The 16898-nt window shown below is 71.5% G+C and carries 14 protein-coding genes; 6 read left to right on the forward strand and 8 right to left on the reverse strand.

The window, feature by feature from the left end; translation table 11 throughout:
- The first annotated feature begins 136 nt into the window (after positions 1-136).
- Positions 137-2671, forward strand: coding sequence for a LuxR C-terminal-related transcriptional regulator (locus tag Q0818_RS07175; RefSeq protein WP_298873071.1), 2535 nt, complete (start codon positions 137-139; stop codon positions 2669-2671).
- Here the strand turns inward: Q0818_RS07175 and Q0818_RS07180 are convergent.
- On the reverse strand, positions 2619-4034 hold the full coding sequence (locus tag Q0818_RS07180) for a glycosyltransferase family 2 protein (protein WP_298873073.1): 1416 nt from the start codon (positions 4032-4034) through the stop codon (positions 2619-2621). The two genes, Q0818_RS07175 and Q0818_RS07180, sit on opposite strands and share 53 nt — an antisense overlap.
- A 435-nt stretch (positions 4035-4469) precedes the next feature.
- Here Q0818_RS07180 and Q0818_RS07185 point away from each other — a divergent pair, with 435 nt between their 5' ends.
- From Q0818_RS07185 to Q0818_RS07205, 5 genes are read left to right on the forward strand one after another with little or no spacing between them, the layout of a single operon-like run.
- Complete coding sequence (locus Q0818_RS07185) at positions 4470-5801, forward strand: nucleotide sugar dehydrogenase (protein WP_298873075.1); 1332 nt, start codon at positions 4470-4472, stop codon at positions 5799-5801.
- Positions 5798-6862, forward strand: a complete 1065-nt coding sequence (locus tag Q0818_RS07190; protein WP_298873076.1) for a GDP-mannose 4,6-dehydratase — start codon at positions 5798-5800, stop codon at positions 6860-6862. The genes Q0818_RS07185 and Q0818_RS07190 overlap by 4 nt, the downstream gene beginning before the upstream one ends.
- On the forward strand, positions 6862-8670 hold the full coding sequence (gene glmS / locus Q0818_RS07195) for a glutamine--fructose-6-phosphate transaminase (isomerizing) (RefSeq protein WP_298873078.1): 1809 nt from the start codon (positions 6862-6864) through the stop codon (positions 8668-8670). Before Q0818_RS07190 ends, glmS begins: the two co-directional genes overlap by 1 nt.
- A 44-nt stretch (positions 8671-8714) precedes the next feature.
- The gene (locus tag Q0818_RS07200) at positions 8715-10181 is read left to right on the forward strand and encodes a polysaccharide deacetylase family protein (RefSeq protein WP_298873080.1); all 1467 of its coding nucleotides are present in this window, start codon (positions 8715-8717) and stop codon (positions 10179-10181) included.
- Entirely contained in the window at positions 10178-10927 is a 750-nt protein-coding gene (locus Q0818_RS07205) for a hypothetical protein (protein ID WP_298873082.1), read from the forward strand. The genes Q0818_RS07200 and Q0818_RS07205 overlap by 4 nt, the downstream gene beginning before the upstream one ends.
- A gap of 102 nt (positions 10928-11029) precedes the next feature.
- On the opposite strand, the gene Q0818_RS07210 is transcribed toward Q0818_RS07205, so the two are convergent.
- From Q0818_RS07210 to whiA, 7 genes are all read right to left on the reverse strand, one after another.
- Positions 11030-11383, reverse strand: a complete 354-nt coding sequence (locus Q0818_RS07210; protein ID WP_055955187.1) for an RNA polymerase-binding protein RbpA — start codon at positions 11381-11383, stop codon at positions 11030-11032.
- Between the two features lies 1 nt (position 11384).
- A complete protein-coding gene (secG, locus tag Q0818_RS07215) occupies positions 11385-11633 on the reverse strand; it encodes a preprotein translocase subunit SecG (RefSeq protein WP_056232190.1) in 249 nt (82 codons plus the stop codon).
- 114 nt (positions 11634-11747) lie between these two features.
- Positions 11748-12539 carry a triose-phosphate isomerase gene (gene tpiA / locus Q0818_RS07220; protein WP_298873084.1) on the reverse strand — a complete coding sequence of 264 codons (792 nt, stop codon included), beginning with the start codon at positions 12537-12539 and terminating at the stop codon, positions 11748-11750.
- On the reverse strand, positions 12527-13744 hold the full coding sequence (locus Q0818_RS07225) for a phosphoglycerate kinase (protein WP_298873085.1): 1218 nt from the start codon (positions 13742-13744) through the stop codon (positions 12527-12529). Before Q0818_RS07225 ends, tpiA begins: the two co-directional genes overlap by 13 nt.
- Positions 13745-13750: 6 nt before the next feature.
- Positions 13751-14761, reverse strand: a complete 1011-nt coding sequence (gene gap / locus Q0818_RS07230; RefSeq protein ID WP_136585807.1) for a type I glyceraldehyde-3-phosphate dehydrogenase — start codon at positions 14759-14761, stop codon at positions 13751-13753.
- Positions 14762-14862: 101 nt separating this feature from the next.
- The gene (locus Q0818_RS07235; RefSeq protein WP_298873086.1) at positions 14863-15489 is read right to left on the reverse strand and encodes a superoxide dismutase; all 627 of its coding nucleotides are present in this window, start codon (positions 15487-15489) and stop codon (positions 14863-14865) included.
- 409 nt (positions 15490-15898) lie between these two features.
- Positions 15899-16876 (reverse strand): DNA-binding protein WhiA, encoded by a 978-nt coding sequence (gene whiA, locus Q0818_RS07240; RefSeq protein WP_298873087.1) that lies wholly within the window; start codon positions 16874-16876, stop codon positions 15899-15901.
- Positions 16877-16898: the final 22 nt, after the last annotated feature.

Genomic DNA, 16898 nt, shown 5'->3' on the forward strand with positions numbered 1-16898 from the left:
TGCGTATTGTGTCCGGAAATCCTCCGGCCCTTGCCTTCCCTGACACAGCGGCTTACCCTTCCTGCAGGGGGGGCATCCTGAACCGGCGCGGCGACTTCGATCGTCGCTCACCGGCTCACGCTAGAGGGAGCGTCGGATGCCATTCTTCGGTCGCGCGCGAGAGCTCGACATCGCACGGAGGACCGTCGGATTGCGCACGGGAGCCGCGTGCGTGTTCGTCGGCGATGCGGGCCTGGGCAAATCGGCCCTGGCCCGTGAACTCGCGCGCGAGCATGCGGCGAGTCTGGTCGCGGTGAGTCCGAGCGAGCGGATGTGGCCGTACTCGGGGCTCTCCGCCGTCGCCGCCGGACTCGGCGGTGCACGCGGCGCCGCGATCGACGGCATCCTGGATCGCGGACGCGACTGGCCGGAGCACCTGCTGGCCGAGGAACTCAGCCGCACGCTGCATCTGATCCGAGACGACGGCGCCGTGCTCGTGATCGACGACCTCGACGAGATGGACGGGGCGAGCCTCACGGTGCTGTCGTTCGTGTTCGGGCGCCTCCGCGGCACGGGCGTCACGATCCTCGCCACGGTGGGGGCGCTCGGACAGCGTCACGAGGTCATCGCGGTGCCGCACGTGCACCTCGAGCCCCTCGCGTTCGAGGCGGCCTCGGAGCTCGCACGGGCGATCGTCGGTCCCGCGAGCGCGGCGGCCGTGCGACACGTCGTCGTGATGTTCACCGGCGGCGACCCCGGCGTGCTCACTCGCGTGCGGCTGACCGCCGCCGAGGCGGCCGGCGAAGACGCCCTGCACCTCCCCCTGCGCCTGTCGGAGGACCGCAGCGGTCGGCCGCGACGCGACGGCTTCTCGCCGCGCGGACCCCGGACGGATGCGGTGCTCGACCTGCTCTCGATCGGCCCCGTGTACGACTACGACCGGTTGCGACTCGCCGCCCTCGCCGAGGGCGTCGACGTCGACCAGCTGATCGACGACGGCACGGTTCGCGTGCACGACGATCTGGCCCGCATGAGCGATCCGGCGCTGCGGCTGCGGCGTCACGCGGCGATGGCCCCGGAGGATCGTCGCCGGCTGCACGCGCAAGCCGCCGACGACCACCGCGGTCGCGACCGTGCCACCCAGCTGTGGCACGAGAGCTTCCTCGAGCCCGGCGGCGACCGCGGCCCGCTCCTCGCGGCGGCGGTCGGTTTCGCGCGCGCCGGGGAGACGGCATCCGCCGTCGAATTCGCCGAACGCGCACTGTCGGGCTCCCTCGACGACGAGGGCCGCACCCGCGGACTCGTCGACCTCGGGAGTGCGCTCGTGCTCCAGGGGCTCGACCTGCTGGGGCAGCACTACCTGCGTCGCGCCGGCCGCAGCGACGACGCCGCGGTCCGGGTGCGCGCGGCGATCGCTCGTCTTCGTGCGGGGGCGAGCGTGGACCAGGTGATCGACGATGCCCTCGCCCGCGACGAGACCGACGCGGAATGGGCCGAGGGGGTCGAGCGCCTGCTGTGCGAGAACGCCCGGCTGCACCTCGCACGCGGGGAGGTCGCCGAGGCGCTCGGGTGCCTCGACGCCGCCGCAGCGGCGAGCGTCGCATCGACCGAGACAGGGCTGCTGCGCCTGCTGATCGCCGAGCTCGGATCCACGGGCCCCACGGCGACACGCCCCGTGCCGCCACCGCTGGACCCCTCCGCCGTCGCCGCGGACGCACCGATCGAGATCGCCTCCCTCGCCGCGAGCCTGCGCATGCTGCGCGAGGAGTACGCCGCCGCTCGACGGCAGGCGACCGAGCTGCTGGAACGCATGCCCCGCGTGGCGCCACTGTGGCGCGAGCGACTGCTGCGCCTCCTCGTGACCTGCGAAGTGCGCGGCGGCGACCCGACGGCGGTGCGCGAGGCCATGACGGCCTGGCGCCACGAGTGGCCCCCGGGTCGCCCGGAGGACGCCGCGACGACCCTGCTGTGCGCCGCGGCGGCCGCGGTCGACCCCCTCGACGCGAGCGCTCCCGACCTCATCGCCCGGGGCCGCCACCTGTGCCGGCGCGAGGGGCGGACGGCCCTCCTGCCGTTCTTCGCCGCGTTGGAGGGGAGCCTCGCCCTGGCCGAGGGACGGTACGAGGACGCCGTGAGCCTGCTCCGTGCGGCCGGTGACGCCCCGGGGTCGGACGACCCCTCGCTGCTGCGCATCGACGCCGACCTGATCGAGGCCCTATGGCTGACCGGCCGCTCGTCCGATGCGCGTCGCGAGCTCGCCCGGCTCGAGGCGGCCGCCGCCCGGCATCCGCGCCGGTGGACGACGCTCGCCGTGGCACGTTCCCGTGCCGTGTGCCGCTCGGGGGAGGATGGGGCGCGCGCATTCCGCGACGCCGACGCCGTGCTGCTCAGCACAGACTCCCCGTCGGAGCACCTGGCCCTGCGCGCGACGCTCCAGCGGTGCCTGCCGATGGCGGAGCGCTCCCCCGCGCCGCGCGTGAGCGCGGCCCCGGCCCGCGGCCGCGTGCTGTCGCCGCAGGAGCAGGAGGTCGTGGCCCTGGTGCAGCAGGGGCTGCGCAACCGAGAGATCGCCTCGGCGCTGTTCATCTCGCTGCGCACCGTCGAACTGCGCTTGACCCGCATCTACCGCAAGCTCGGGGTCAGCTCGCGCGTGCACCTCGTCTCGCTGCTCCGGGGAGCGGCGACGCCGTGAACGGGACGGGCACCGGTGTCGCGGAGAGGCGACGCCGGCGCCCGTCGGCGGAGACAGGCAGGGATGCCGAGGGCAGGGCGGCCGCCCGCGTCGGTGCCGCCGAGAGAGCGGCGGGGCGACGGTCGGGGCTGCGCCACCGCCCGTCGGACGGGCGCCCCCACGACGACACCAGCGCACGCAGGCACAGCATCGCATCCCACACCCGCAGCAGTGGGAACAGCAGCATCCACACGCGCGGCCGGGTGCCCGAGAGCGCGCAAGCGAAAACCGTCATCAGCGCGTCCACGAGGAGGAAGGCCAGCGCGAGCGGTGCGACCGGCAGCGCCGCCGACACCGCCGCCGCCGTCTGCGCCGCCGGTCCCGTGAGCACGGCCGCGCCCCCCGCCGCGAGCCCGGCGACCAGCAGCACCGGGAGCGCCGCGGCGAGCACGAGGCTGGAGACGACGGTCTCGATCGCGAACACCCCCACCGAAGCCCAGAACAGTCCGCGCCGCAGGCCGTGCCGCCGGACGGTCTGCCAGAAGCCGAGGCTCCACCGTCGCACCTGGGCCGTGTAGTCGCGCAGGGTCGCGGGATCCTGCGTCTCGGCCACCGCGCAGCCGGGATGGAACGCGATGCGGCCCAGGCCCTTCGCGTGCACCTCGAACGTCATGTTGAAGTCCTCGATCGACAGCCCCGGGGCCTCGATGTCGATGCGATCCAGCACATCGGTGCGGTAGAGGCTCGCGAACCCCGGCACGATCGCCACGGCGTCGGCCCCGCGCGCGGCCTGACCGAACTTGTGCAGGTACTGCGTGCAGACGTAGGTGCGTTCCCGATACGCCGTGAGGACGCGACCGACGGCGGTGCGCGGGGTGTCGACGGCTGTCGTGGCACGACCGGCGACCGCGACCACCCCGTCGTCGGTGAACAGCGGGAGCGCGGTGCGCAGGTAATCGGGACGAGGGCGCGAGTCGGCGTCGAGCAGGAGCAGGAGAGGGAACCGGGCGGCGATGCCGAAGTGATCGAGCCCCGCGCGGATGGCGCCGGCCTTGCCGCGGTTGGGGACGAGGTCGAACGCCGTCGCACCGGCCCGACGTGCTCGTGCGACGGTGTCGTCGCTCGAGCCGTCCGACACCACGAAGACGTTCCCGGCCGGGACGAGGCGCCGCGCGGCGGCCACCGCATCGGCGATGACGAGCTCCTCGTCGTGGGCGGCGATCAGCACGGCGACCTCGTCGGCGCGGTAGAACATCGACGGCGCTCCCCACGGCGGCGCCGCGCGGTGCTCGGCGAGCAGACGCAGGATGCCGACCGTGCCCCACACCAGCGTCGACACGCCGACCGTCGCGACGGCGACCACGATCGCGAGCGCCACGGTCACGGCATCCGCCGCTCGTCGCGCACGGATCGGGATGCCGGGGCCCGCCGTTCGGACCGGAGCACCGGGACCACGGGGGTGCAGGGGCGCCGAGATGCCGGGGCCGGAGGCCGACGCTCGACCTCGAGAGGGGGCAGGACAGGGCTCACGGGTTCCTCCTCTTCGGGTCGAGGCTGCGCCCGACGGTACGCGCCGCGGGGCCGCACGTCGCCGCAGCCGGCCCGCACTCGCCGTTGCGGTGTCCCGCACATCGCGATGCGGTCGGCGGCATCCCGCATGATCCGATCGGCGTCCTTGACCGGCGCGGGGGCCCGGATCAGTGTGGGCCCCGGATCAGCGCCGACCCACCCGATCGGTCGCCCCACCCGCACCACCCGAATCGTCCGAGGGGGCCTGGCCCCCCATCGCCCCCTCGGACCCCGCTGTTGGAGGATGACGATGTCCACACTCGACGTGCGCGCCGAAGCGACCCCCGTGCCGCAGACCCCGATCGCCCCCGTGCCACCCCGGTTCGACTTCGACGTCGCGATCGTGGGCCTGGGGTACGTGGGGCTGCCGACGGCGCTGGCCTACCATGCCAGCGGCTCGCGCGTGCTCGCCCTGGACGTCTCCTCGCGGCGGCTGCGCACGATCGCCGCCCGCGGCGCCGACCTCATCGACACCGACCGGGAGCGCCTGGATGCCGCTCTCCGTCGCCCGGGCGAGTTCCGCCTGACCGGTGACGTGAGCGAGCTGTCGCGGGCGAGCGCCGTCGTCGTGTGCGTCCCCACACCGGTGGATCACCAGCAGGTCCCCGACCTCGCTCCCCTGCGGGCCGCGTGCGCCACCGTCGTCGCCGCGGCCCGCCCGGGGCAGCTGATCATGCTGACCTCCACCACCTACGTCGGCTGCACGCACGACCTCGTCGAGCAGCCGCTGCGCGATCGCGGGTTCGAGATCGGCCGCGACGTCTTCGTCACCTTCAGCGCAGAGCGCATCGACCCGGGCAACGTCGGCTTCGCGCAGGAGGTCGTCCCGCGCGTCGTGGGCGGCGCCACCCCCCGGTGCGAAGAAGGAGGGGCCCAGCTGCTCTCGCGCTACGCCGCTCGGGTGCACCGGGTCTCGTCCCTCGCGACGGCCGAGATGACCAAGCTGCTCGAGAACACCTTCCGCGCGGTCAACATCGCCCTCGCCAACGAGTTCGCCGACATCTGCAGCGCTCTCGACGTGCCCGTGACGGAGGTGATCGAGGCGGCGAGCACCAAACCGTACGGCTTCATGGCGTTCTATCCCGGCCCCGGGGTGGGCGGACACTGCATCCCGTGCGATCCGCACTACCTGCTCTGGCAGCTGAAGGCCCTGCACGTCGACGCCGGGGTCATCACGGAGGCCATGACGCGCATCGCCGCCCGCCCGCGCCGCGTCGTCGAACGCATCCGCGACGTGCTCGGTCGCGCCGGCAAGGGCACGCTGGGGGCTCGCATCCTGATCGTCGGGGTGACCTACAAGCCCGACGTGGCCGACCTGCGCGAGTCGCCCGCGCTCGAGATCATCGACCACCTCATCGACGTGGGCGCCGAGGTGCAGTACGTCGACACCCACGCCCCGCACATCCACCTCGATTCGGGTCGCGAGCGCGATTCCCTGGCCGATCCGGGAGGGTTCCATCCCGACGTCGTGCTCGTGCACACGCGCCACCACGACTGCGACCTGGCCTGGCTCGACGGCGAGGCGCTCGTGGTCGACGGCACCTACCGCAGCGACGACATCGCGGGGCGGGTGCTGCTGTGAGCGGCGTCCCGGTCTTCCCGTCGACGGCGGGCGGGCGTACGCGCACGCTGGTCACCGGCGGCGCCGGCTTCGTCGGCAGCCACCTCGTCGAGCACCTCCTCGCGGCCGGCGATGACGTCGTCGTCCTCGACGACCTCTCCACCGGCTCGGCGCGCAACCTCGCCGGCGTCGCCGACAACCCGCGGCTGGAGATGATCCACGGCTCCATCCTCAACAGCAAGACGGTCGCCCAGGCGATGCACTCCTGCGACCGCGTGTTCCACCTCGCGGCGGCGGTCGGGGTCAAGCTCATCGTCGAACAGCCGCTGCGGGGGCTCCGCATCAACATCCACGGCACCGAGAACGTGCTGACGGCGGCGATCGAGCACAAGGCGTCCGTGCTGCTGGTCTCCACGAGCGAGGTGTACGGCAAGAACACCGCCGACCGCCTGCGCGAGGACTCCGACCGCGTGCTCGGCGACCCCCTGCTCTCACGGTGGACCTACGCGGGGGCCAAGGGCATCGACGAGGCCTTCGCCAAGGCGTACTGCGACCAGGAGGGGCTGGACGTCGCGATCGTGCGGCTGTTCAACACCGTCGGTCCCCGCCAGACGGGCCGCTACGGCATGGTTCTGCCCAACCTCGTCGGCCAGGCGTTGCGCGGGCACCCCCTCACGGTGTTCGGCGACGGCCTCCAGACGCGCTGCTTCTCGGCCGTCGAAGACATCGTCCCGGCCATGGTGCGGATCGAACGCGACCCCCGCGCCCGCGGACAGGCCTACAACCTCGGCGGTGCGCGCGAGATCTCGATCCTCGATCTGGCGCGTGAGATCATCGCCACCCTCGACAGCCGCAGCGAGATCGAACTCGTTCCTTACGAGCAGGCCTACGCCGCCGGTTTCGAAGACATGCGCCGCCGCGTCCCCGACAACACCAAGGCGCACGACCTCGTCGGCTACGAACCCACGACCCCGCTCACCACGACGATCATGCGCGTGGCCGCCGACCTGCTCTCACGGGAGCGTCTCGGATCGGATGCCATGCCCCTCGCCGGAGCCGGATCGTTCCGGGGCGTCGTCTGATGTGCGGGATCACCGCCTACCGCGGCCCCGCCGCCGCGGCATCCCGCGCCCGTTCCGCCCTCGAGCGCCTCGAGTACCGCGGCTACGACTCCGCCGGGATCGCCGCCCGGCGACCCGACGGGAGCCCCCTGCACGCCCGCACCCTCAGCGGCGTGGCGGCTCTCGCGGTGGTGACCGGAGAACAGACGACGGATGCCACGACCGCGGCGATCGGGCACACCCGATGGGCGACGCACGGCGAGGTGAGCGAGGCGAACGCCCACCCCCTGGAGGACTGCAGCGGTCGGCTCTACGTGGTGCACAACGGCATCGTCGACAACGCCGACGCGCTGCGGGCGCAGCTCGTCGCCGCCGGGCACCGCTTCGCCACCGGGGTCGACAGCGAGGTCATCGTGCACCTCATCGAACAGGCGCAGCGCCCCGGCGTCGGACTCGGCGACGCGCTCGCCGAAGCGACGGGCCAGCTCTCGGGCTCGTGGGCCGTCGTCGCCCTCGACGCGCGCATCGGTGCCCTCGCGGCGACAGCGCACGGCTCACCGCTCATCTACGCCGAAACCGCCGACGGCGCCTACCTCGCCAGCGACGTCGGGGCGGTCGCGCCCGAGGTCGCCCAGTTCCGGGTGCTCGAAGACGACGACGTCGTCGAGGTCGACGCCGCCGGAACCCGCTGGCACCGCGCGGGGGGCAGCTGCCGACCGCGCGGGCTCTGGCCAGTCCCCCGCACCGCGCTGCTGGCCAGTACCGGTCGCCACCGCGACCACATGGGCAACGAGATCGACGAGCAGCCCGTCGTCGCCCGCCGCGTGCTCGAGGCCCTCGCCCCGGGTATCGTCGACGGTTCGCTGTGGCGGGGCCTCGGTCTGCCGTCGCTGGACACCATCGACCGCGTCACGGTCCTCGGCTGCGGCACGTCGCTGCACGCCGGCCGCGCCCTCGCGGGGGTGTTCGCGCGCCTCGGCGGCCTGCCCACGCGTACGCTCGTGGCCAGCGAGGCCGCGCACGAGGTGTGGGAACCGCGCACCCTCGTCATCGCGATGAGCCAGTCGGGCGAGACCGCCGACGTCCTTCGCGCCCTCGACGCCCTCCCGCCCCGCCACGGCACCGTCCTCGCCCTCACGAACAACCCCTCCTCGACCCTCGCCCGTCGTTCCGACGCGGTCATCGACTGCCTGGCCGGCCCGGAGGTGGGAGTGGCCGCGACCAAGACCTTCGTCGCGCAGGTGCTGACCGGGGTGTGCGTGGCCCTCTCCGGACTGTCCGTCTTCGACCGGACCGACTCTGCGCGCCTGGGCGCCGACCTCCGTGCCCTCGCCGCGACCCCCGATGCGCTCGCCGCCGCGCTCGACGCGTGGCGGGGACCGTGCGCTCAGCTGGCCACCGAGTATGCCCGGGCGTCGGGGTTCCTCTTCCTCGGCCGCGGTGCGGGGCTCGTCTACGCGGCCGAGGGCGCACTCAAGCTGAAGGAGCTGTCGTACCGCTGGGCGGAGGCCTACCCCGCCGGCGAGCTGAAGCACGGCCCCCTGGCCCTGGTGGATGCCGGCACCCCGGTGTTCGTGGTCGACAACGGCGATCCCCGGCTCGACGTCGACATCGCCGAGGTCACCGCGCGCGGGGGTCGCGTCATCCGGTTCGGCGAACGCGTGCTCACCGTGGGCGGGGTGCCCCTGCATCTGCCCCGGACCGGACCCTCCTGGGGTCCGCTCGAGACCGTGGTGCCGCTGCAGCTCTTCGCGCGCGAGCTCGCCCTGCGGTTGCACCGCGATGTCGACAAGCCCCGCAACCTCGCCAAGTCGGTGACGGTGTCGTGAGCGGTGCCGTCCTTCCCCCTCGCTCCGCACGAAAGGCCACTCCCATGCTCCGACGAGACCTCCGCACCGATCGACGGCGTCCACCCACGACCGTCCCCCCGCGCTGGCGGCGCGCGCTCGCCCTCGTTTCGGCGCTCGCGGTGGTGGTGGGAGCGTCGGTCGCGCTCGCACCCCCGCCGGCCGAGGCGGCGACCCGCACCGTGGTCAGCCTCACCTTCGACGACGCCAACGCCGATCAGCTGAACGCGCTCGCCGCGCTGAAGGCGAACGCGATGAAGGCGACCTTCTACGTGCCGTCCGGCTTCATCGGCGCCCCGGGACACATGACGCGCGCCGATCTCACGACCCTCAAGAACGCCGGGCACGAGATCGGCGGGCACACCGTCAACCACCCCGACCTCGCCACGGTGAGCGTCGACGAGGCGACCCGGCAGATCTGCCTCGACCGCAAGAACCTCACCTCGTGGGGCTTCACGGTGAAGAGCTTCGCCTACCCCTTCGCCTCGAGCACGCCCGACGTCGAGAAGGCGGTCGCCGCATGCGGGTACAACAGCGGCCGGCTCCTCGGCGACATCAAGAGCCGCTTCGGGTGTCCCGACTGCGCCTACGCCGAGAAGACGCGTCCCGCCGCCCCCTACGCCCTCGCCGCCCTCGATCAGGTCGACGCCACCTGGACCCTCGACGATCTGAAGCAGGGCGTCACGAACGCCGAGAACAACGGCGGCGGGTGGGTGCAGTACACGTTCCACCACGTGTGCGACGACGCCTGCAGCGACCTCGCCGTCACGACGTCGACGTTCACCCAGTTCCTGTCGTGGCTGAAGACCCGGCAGGCGGCCGGCACGGTCGTCAAGACCATCGGGAGCGTGATCGGCGGAACCACCAAGCCCGTCGTCGACGGTCCCGCCGTCCCCGCGCCCACCGGCTCGACCAACGGCATCGTCAATCCCAGCATGGAGACGGGTGCCCCCGACTGCTGGATGCGAGGGGGCTACGGTACGAACACGCCGTCCTTCAGCACCGGCTCCCCCGCGCACACCGGCAACATCGCCAGCGGCATCTCGATGACCGGGTACACCGACGGCGACGCGAAGCTCCTGCCGCAGTTCGACCTCGGTCAGTGCTCGCCGACGGTCACCCCGGGCAAGACCTACGTGCTGCGCGAGTGGTACCAGTCGAGCGGGCCGACCCAGTTCGCGGTCTACCTGCGGTCCACCAGCGGCATGTGGTCGTACTGGACCTCGAGCCCCTGGTTCGCCGCGGCGGGAGCCTGGACCGAGGCCGACTGGACGACCGCGGCCATCCCCGCGGGCTACAACGGCATCAGCTTCGCATTGACCATCTTCGGCAACGGCACCCTGCGCACCGACGACCTCGCCCTCTATGACAGCTCCAGCGCCCCGCCGCTGACCGTCATGAGCACGACGGCCCCGCTCGACACGTCGGCGCCGGCCACTCCGCAGGGCCCGCTCGAAGTGTTCCGTCCGACCGAGAGCGACGTCACCGGATGACACCGCGCTCGCGCTCGGCGACGGCGATCGCCCTCGGGGTGGTCGCCGTCGCCGGCGCGACCGGATGCGCACCCGCCCTCGCGCCGCTCCCCGACACCGGCTACCCCTGGCACACCGGGATCGTCTCGACGACCTTCTGGGTCGGGGAGGTGTTCGACCCCCAGGCGTCCGACGGCAGCCAGCGGATCTCGACCTACGACTCGGACTGGCTGGGTTCGTACGGCGGATGCGACGGCGTCGTCAACGGCGAGAGGTGCGACACCGAGGCCCGCACCGCCGACAACGGCTACTTCCCGACCCGCATGACGCCGCAGCAGAACCCGTTCTACCTCGACCTGCCCTTCGATGACGTCAACGACGACGAGGGGTTCGCCACCCGCGGCGAGGTCGTCCCCTGGGCCGATCAGGCGCCCTATGCCGCACTCGTCGACGACCGCTCCGCGAGCCTGATGAAGAACCGCTGGGTCGTGCTGCGCAAGGGCGACCGCCTCTGCTACGGACAGATCCAGGATGCCGGACCCGGCGAGTACCGCGACAGCGCGTACGTCTTCGGCTCCGACGACCGCCGGCCGGCCAACGGGCGCTACAACGGCGCGGGCCTGGACGTCTCCCCCGCCCTCAACGGCTGCCTCGGTTTCGCCGAGCTCGACGGCGACGGCGACCGCGTCGACTGGGCATTCGTCGACGACGTCGACGTGCCGCCCGGCCCGTGGACCACGATCGTCACGGATTCCCCCGTCCGCTGAGCGGCCGCCGTGAACGAAGAGGCGTCCGTCCTCGGACGCCGTGAACGGCAGAAGGGCCGGATGCCATGGCATCCGGCCCTTCTGTCATGAACGCGCGAGTCGTTACTGTCCGCGACGCTCGCGCAGCTGCTGAAGGGCGTCGTCGAGGAGCGAAGCGGCCTCTTCGTCGCTGCGGCGCTCCTTCACGTAGGCGAGGTGCGTCTTGTAGGGCTCTGCCTTGGCCAGCGCCGGCGGGTTCGCCTTGTCGCGGCCCGCGGGCAGGCCCGAGTGCGGCGAGTCGATGGTCTCGGGGATCTCGTCGTCGGGGATGCCCGCCGCGAAGTAGCGGACGGTCTCGTTGCCGAGGGCGTCCCAGTACGACACGGCCACGCGGTCCGCGTGGAAGCCGTGATCCTGCTCGCCCATGGGGCCCGCGCCGACGCGCGAGCCACGGATGGCATTGCCGCCAGTGGCCATGTCAGATCTCCGCGAATTTGGTCAGCAGACCGAGGCCGACGATGGTGACGAACCACACCAGCGCGAGCACGATCGTGAATCGGTTGAGGTTGCGTTCGGCCAGGCCCGACGAACCGAGGGCGGAACTCATGCCGCCGCCGAACATGTCGGACAGACCGCCGCCGCGACCCTTGTGGAGCAGGATGAGCAGGGTCAGCAGGAGGCTGGTGATGCCCAGGAGCACCTGCAGGACGAACTCGAGAATCTGCACTGTCGAAAGCCTTTCGCGCGCGGCCGGACGACCGCACAAGCGTCAAGTATACGGGGACGCGTCTCAGACGCACGGATGCCCGCGGCGAGGTGCCGCGGGCATCCGGAAAGGGCGTCAGACGCCGACGTGCTTCTGGAAGCGGATGATCGCCGCGAACTCGTCGACGACGAGGCTCGCACCGCCCACCAGGGCTCCGTCGACATCGGGCTCGCGCATGAAGCCGGCGATGTTGCCCGACTTCACCGAACCGCCGTAGAGCACGCGGGTGCGCGCGGCCGCATCGGCGCCGAGCTTGTCCGCGACGACGGCGCGGAGCTTGGCGCAGACCTCCTGTGCCTGGTCGGGCGTCGCCGCCTGGCCCGAGCCGATGGCCCAGACCGGCTCGTACGCCACGACGATGTCGGCATCGGATGCCACACCCTCGAGAGCGACCTCCAGCTGACCCACGGGAACGGCGCTGGCGCCGAACTTCTCCAGGTCTTCCGACGTCTCGCCGACGCAGATGACCGGGACGAGACCGTGGCGCAGAGCCGCCTGGGTCTTCGCCGCGATGATCTCGTCGGTCTCGTGGTGGAACTGCCGGCGCTCCGAGTGACCGATGATCACGTAGGTCGCGTCGAGCTTCGCCAGGAACTGGCCCGAGATCTCACCGGTGTAGGCACCGGAGTCGTGAGCCGAGAGGTCCTGACCACCGAGCGCGAACTCGATCTTGTCGGCGTCGAGAAGCGTCTGCACGGTGCGCAGGTCGGTGAACGGCGGGAAGACCGCCACCTCGACACTGCCGTTCTCGTGCTTGGCCTCCTTCAGCGTCCAGTGCAGCTTCTGCACGAACGCGACCGCCTGCAGGTGGTCGAGGTTCATCTTCCAGTTGCCCGCGATGAGGGGGGTTCTGTTCACTGTTGCCATCCGAGGACCTCCAGTCCGGGGAGCTTCTTGCCTTCGAGGAACTCCAGGCTGGCGCCACCGCCGGTGGAGATGTGACCGAACCGGTCGTCCGCGAAGCCGAGCTGACGCACGGCCGCCGCGGAGTCGCCGCCGCCGACGACGCTGAGGCCGTCGACCTCGGTGAGCGCCTGGGCGACGGTCTTGGTACCGGCTTCGAACGCCTTCATCTCGAACACGCCCATCGGGCCGTTCCAGAAGACGGTGCGCGAAGCGCGGATCGCGTCGGCGAAGAGCTCCGCGGTGCGGGGTCCGATGTCGAGGCCGAGACCCGCGGCACCGAAGGCGGTGTCCTCGAGGGCGTCGGCGTCGGCGACCACGTGCTCGGCGTCCGCCGAGAACGACGCCGCGACCACGGCATCCACGGGGAGCACGATCTCGACGCCGCGCTCCTTCGCCGAGGCGAGGTAGCCCTTCACGGTGTCGATCTGATCCTTCTCGAGCAGGCTCGAGCCGACCTTGTGCCCCTCGGCGACCAGGAAGGTGAACATCATGCCGCCGCCGACGAGGAGCTTGTCCACGCGCGGGAGCAGGTGCTCGATCACGCCGAGCTTGTCGCTGACCTTCGATCCGCCGAGCACGACCGTGTACGGACGCTCGGGGTTCTCGGTCAGGCGGTCGAGGACCTCGAGCTCCTTCTGGATGAGCAGACCCGCGGCCGAGGGCACGATCTGGGCGAGGTCGTAGACGCTCGCCTGCTTGCGGTGCACGACGCCGAAGCCGTCGGACACGAGGGCGTCGCCGAGAGCGGCGAGCTCCCGCGCGAAGGCCTGGCGCTCCGACTCGTCCTTCGAGGTCTCCCCCGCGTTGAAGCGGAGGTTCTCGATGACGGCGACGTCTCCGTCTTCGAGCGAGGCCACGGCATCCTGAGCCGACTCGCCCACCGTGTCGCGCGCGAACGCGACGGGCTGGCCGAGCAGCTCGGACAGGCGCTGCGCGACCGGCTCGAGGGAGTACTTCGGGTCGGGCGCCCCGTCGGGGCGGCCGAGGTGCGAGCACACGATCACACGCGCGCCGGCGTTGATCAGGGCGTTGAGGGTCGGCAGCGACGCGCGCACGCGGCCATCGTCCGTGATGACGCCGTCCTTGAGGGGGACGTTCAGATCACAACGGACGATGACGCGCGTGCCGGCGAGCGACCCCAGCGAATCGAGGGTGCGCAGAGCCATGAAGGGTTACAGGCGCTCGGCGACGTACTCGGTCAGGTCGACGAGACGGTTCGAGTAGCCCCACTCGTTGTCGTACCACGACGACACCTTGACGAGGTTGCCGCTGACGTTGGTCAGCTCCGCGTCGAAGATCGACGAGTGCGGGTTGCCCTGGATGTCGCTCGAGACGATCGGGTCCTCGGTGTACTGCAGGATGCCGTTGAGGCGACCCTCGGCAGCGGCCTTCTTGTAGACCTCGTTGACCTGGTCGACGGTCAGACCCTCTGTGGGGGTGACGATCGTGAGGTCGACGATGGAGCCGGTGGGAACCGGAACGCGGTACGACGAGCCGCTCAGCTTGCCGTTGAGCTCGGGCAGGACCAGGCCGATGGCCTTGGCGGCACCGGTCGAGGCGGGGACGATGTTGATCGCCGCACCGCGGGCGCGACGCAGGTCGCTGTGCGGGCCGTCCTGCAGGTTCTGGTCGGCGGTGTAGGCGTGCGCCGTCATCATGAAGCCGCGCTCGATGCCGAAGGCGTCTTCGAAGACCTTCGCCAGCGGGGCGAGGCAGTTCGTGGTGCACGAGGCGTTCGAGATGATGACGTCGGTCTCGGGGTTGTACGTCTCTTCGTTCACACCCATGACGATGGTGGCGTCGTCACCCGTGGCCGGAGCCGAGATGAGGACCTTCTTGGCGCCGCCGGCGACGTGCTTCTTGGCATCCTCGGCCTTGGTGAAACGGCCGGTCGACTCGATGACGATGTCGACGCCGAGCTCGCCCCAGGGGAGGTTGGCGGGGTCGCGCTCTTCGAAGACCTTGATGGTCTTGTCGCCGACCGTGATGGAGTCTTCGGTGTACGAGACGTCCTCGGACAGCACGCCGCCCACGGAGTCGTACTTGAGGAGGTGCGCGAGGGTCTTGTTGTCGGTGAGGTCGTTCACCGCCACGATTTCGAGGTCGGCACCCTGCGCGAGAGCCGCGCGGAGGTAGTTGCGTCCGATACGGCCGAAGCCGTTGATTCCGATCTTGACGGTCACGGAATTTCTCCTGAATCAGTTGTGCGCGATGAGCGCGTGATTGCGGTTTCGCTGGCGGACAACGGCGTCCCGGTGGGGGTCCCACCGGGACGCCGCACCGTTTACGACAGTACCAGCAGACCCGTAGTCTTCTCGCGGGCGGCGGCGAAGCGGTCCTGGGCGTCGGCCCAGTTGGCGATGTTCCAGAACGCCTTCACGTAGTCGGCGCGCACGTTCTTGTAGTCGAGGTAGTAGGCGTGCTCCCAGACGTCGAGGAGCAGCAGCGGAACGGTACCGGCGACGATCTGACCCTGCTGGTCGAAGAACTGCTGGATGACGAGGTTCTCACCGATCGAGTCCCAGAACAGACCCGCCCAGCCCGAGCCCTGCACGCCGAGGGCGGCGGCGGTGAACTGCGCACGGAACGCGTCGAACGAACCGAACTGGTCGTCGATGGCCGACTCGAGGTCGCCGGTGGGCTTGTCGCCACCGTTGGGCGAGAGGTTCGTCCAGAAGATCGAGTGGTTGGTGTGACCGCCGAGGTTGAACGCGAGGTCCTTCTGCAGGCGGTTGATGTTGGCGAAATCGCCCTTCTCGCGCGCTTCGGCGAGGAGATCGAGAGTGGTGTTGGCGCCGTTGACGTAGGTCTGGTGGTGCTTGCTGTGGTGCAGCTCCATGATCGTCGCACTGATGTGCGGCTCCAGCGCCGAGTAGTCGTAGGGCAGTTCGGGCAGCGTGTACTTCGCCATGTTCTCTACTTCCGAATCGGGCGCCGCCGTGACCTCTGCGCCGGGATGGCGTGCCGAGGATCGAGCAGCGAGGGTGACGTCTTCATCCTATTGAGGGCTAACGCTCGACCCACAGGGTTGCTTCCCCGCGGGACGCGGAGTATCCGCCCGGGCGCGTCGAGCGTTCCCCGCCGGCCGGATGCCGCGAGCCGGCGCCGGCGGAGGGAGTGCGGATGGCGCGGCCTCGCGGGCGCGGACGGGAAGGTGCCGCAGCATCGCGTGGGTGCGGCGGTCTCGCCGGCGGGCGGAAGATCACCGCAGCCTCGCGAGCGGGAACAAGCCGCGGCCCCGCGGCTCCGCGCCATGCCTCCGTCCCGCACGCCGAAGAGTGCCGATGCCGCGGGCTCGCGGCATCCGGAGAGAACGGGCGTCAGTCCTCGGCGCCGACCGGGACCGCGGCCTCAGTGCCCGGGATGCCGTCGGCCTCGGCCTTCTTGTCGGCCATGGCCAGCAGACGACGGATGCGACCGGCGACGGCGTCCTTCGTCAGGGGCGGGTCGGCGTGGTGGCCGAGCTCGTCGAGGCTCGCATCGCGGTGGGCGAGACGCAGCTCGCCGGCCTGCTGCAGGTGGTCGGGCACCTCGTCGCCCAGGATCTCGAGGGCCCGCTCGACGCGCGCGCACGCGGCCACCGCGGCCTGGGCCGAGCGGCGCAGGTTGGCGTCGTCGAAGTTGACGAGGCGGTTCACGCCGGCGCGCACCTCTCGGCGCTGACGCATCTGGTCCCACTCCCCCGCGGTGCGCCGGGCGCCCATCTCGTACAGGGCGCCGCGGATCGCCTCGCCGTCGCGCACGACGACGCGCGGCACTCCGCGCACCTCGCGGGCCTTGGCGGGGATGCCGATGCGGTGGCCCGCTCCGACGAGGGCCATCGCGGCCTCCGACGAGGGGCACGAGATCTCGAGCGCCGCCGAGCGTCCCGGGTCGCTGAGCGTGCCGCTGGCGAGGAACGCGCCGCGCCAGATGGCGCTGAGGTCGGGGCGCGATCCGGTCGTGAGCTTGTTGGGGAGTCCCCGGACGGGGCGACGACGCTGGTCGAGCAGTCCGGTCTGACGCGCGAGCGTCTCTCCCGCCTCGATCACGCGCACCGCGAAGTGACCGCCGGTACGTCCCCCGGAGCCCTGGACGTGGTGCAGCTCGGGACGCACGCCGTACAGCTCCATCAGGTCGCGGGCGACACGGCGGGCGAGGACGTCGGAGTCCAGCTCGGCCTCGACGGCGACGCGGTTGGCGATGGAGTGCAGACCACCGGAGAAGCGCAGGAGGGCCGTGAGCTCGGCGACGCGCGCGGTCGGGCGCGGGTCGCGGACGGTGATGAGCTCGGCCTTCACGTCGGCGGTCAGGGGCACGGTTCTCCTCGGGTGGGGGGCG

This window comes from uncultured Microbacterium sp. (assembly GCF_947489255.1).
Classification (GTDB): Bacteria; Actinomycetota; Actinomycetes; order Actinomycetales; family Microbacteriaceae; genus Microbacterium; species Microbacterium phycohabitans.

Coding starts and splice junctions, on each gene's coding strand:
- Q0818_RS07225 (WP_298873085.1), bottom strand. CDS start 13,744: ATGGCTCTGCGCACCCTCGATTCGCTGGGGTCGCTCGCCGGCACGCGC.
- Q0818_RS07235 (WP_298873086.1), bottom strand. CDS start 15,489: ATGGCGAAGTACACGCTGCCCGAACTGCCCTACGACTACTCGGCGCTG.
- Q0818_RS07200 (WP_298873080.1), top strand. CDS start 8,715: ATGCTCCGACGAGACCTCCGCACCGATCGACGGCGTCCACCCACGACC.
- Q0818_RS07205 (WP_298873082.1), top strand. CDS start 10,178: ATGACACCGCGCTCGCGCTCGGCGACGGCGATCGCCCTCGGGGTGGTC.
- Q0818_RS07210 (WP_055955187.1), bottom strand. CDS start 11,383: ATGGCCACTGGCGGCAATGCCATCCGTGGCTCGCGCGTCGGCGCGGGC.
- Q0818_RS07185 (WP_298873075.1), top strand. CDS start 4,470: ATGTCCACACTCGACGTGCGCGCCGAAGCGACCCCCGTGCCGCAGACC.
- tpiA (WP_298873084.1), bottom strand. CDS start 12,539: ATGGCAACAGTGAACAGAACCCCCCTCATCGCGGGCAACTGGAAGATG.
- Q0818_RS07175 (WP_298873071.1), top strand. CDS start 137: ATGCCATTCTTCGGTCGCGCGCGAGAGCTCGACATCGCACGGAGGACC.
- glmS (WP_298873078.1), top strand. CDS start 6,862: ATGTGCGGGATCACCGCCTACCGCGGCCCCGCCGCCGCGGCATCCCGC.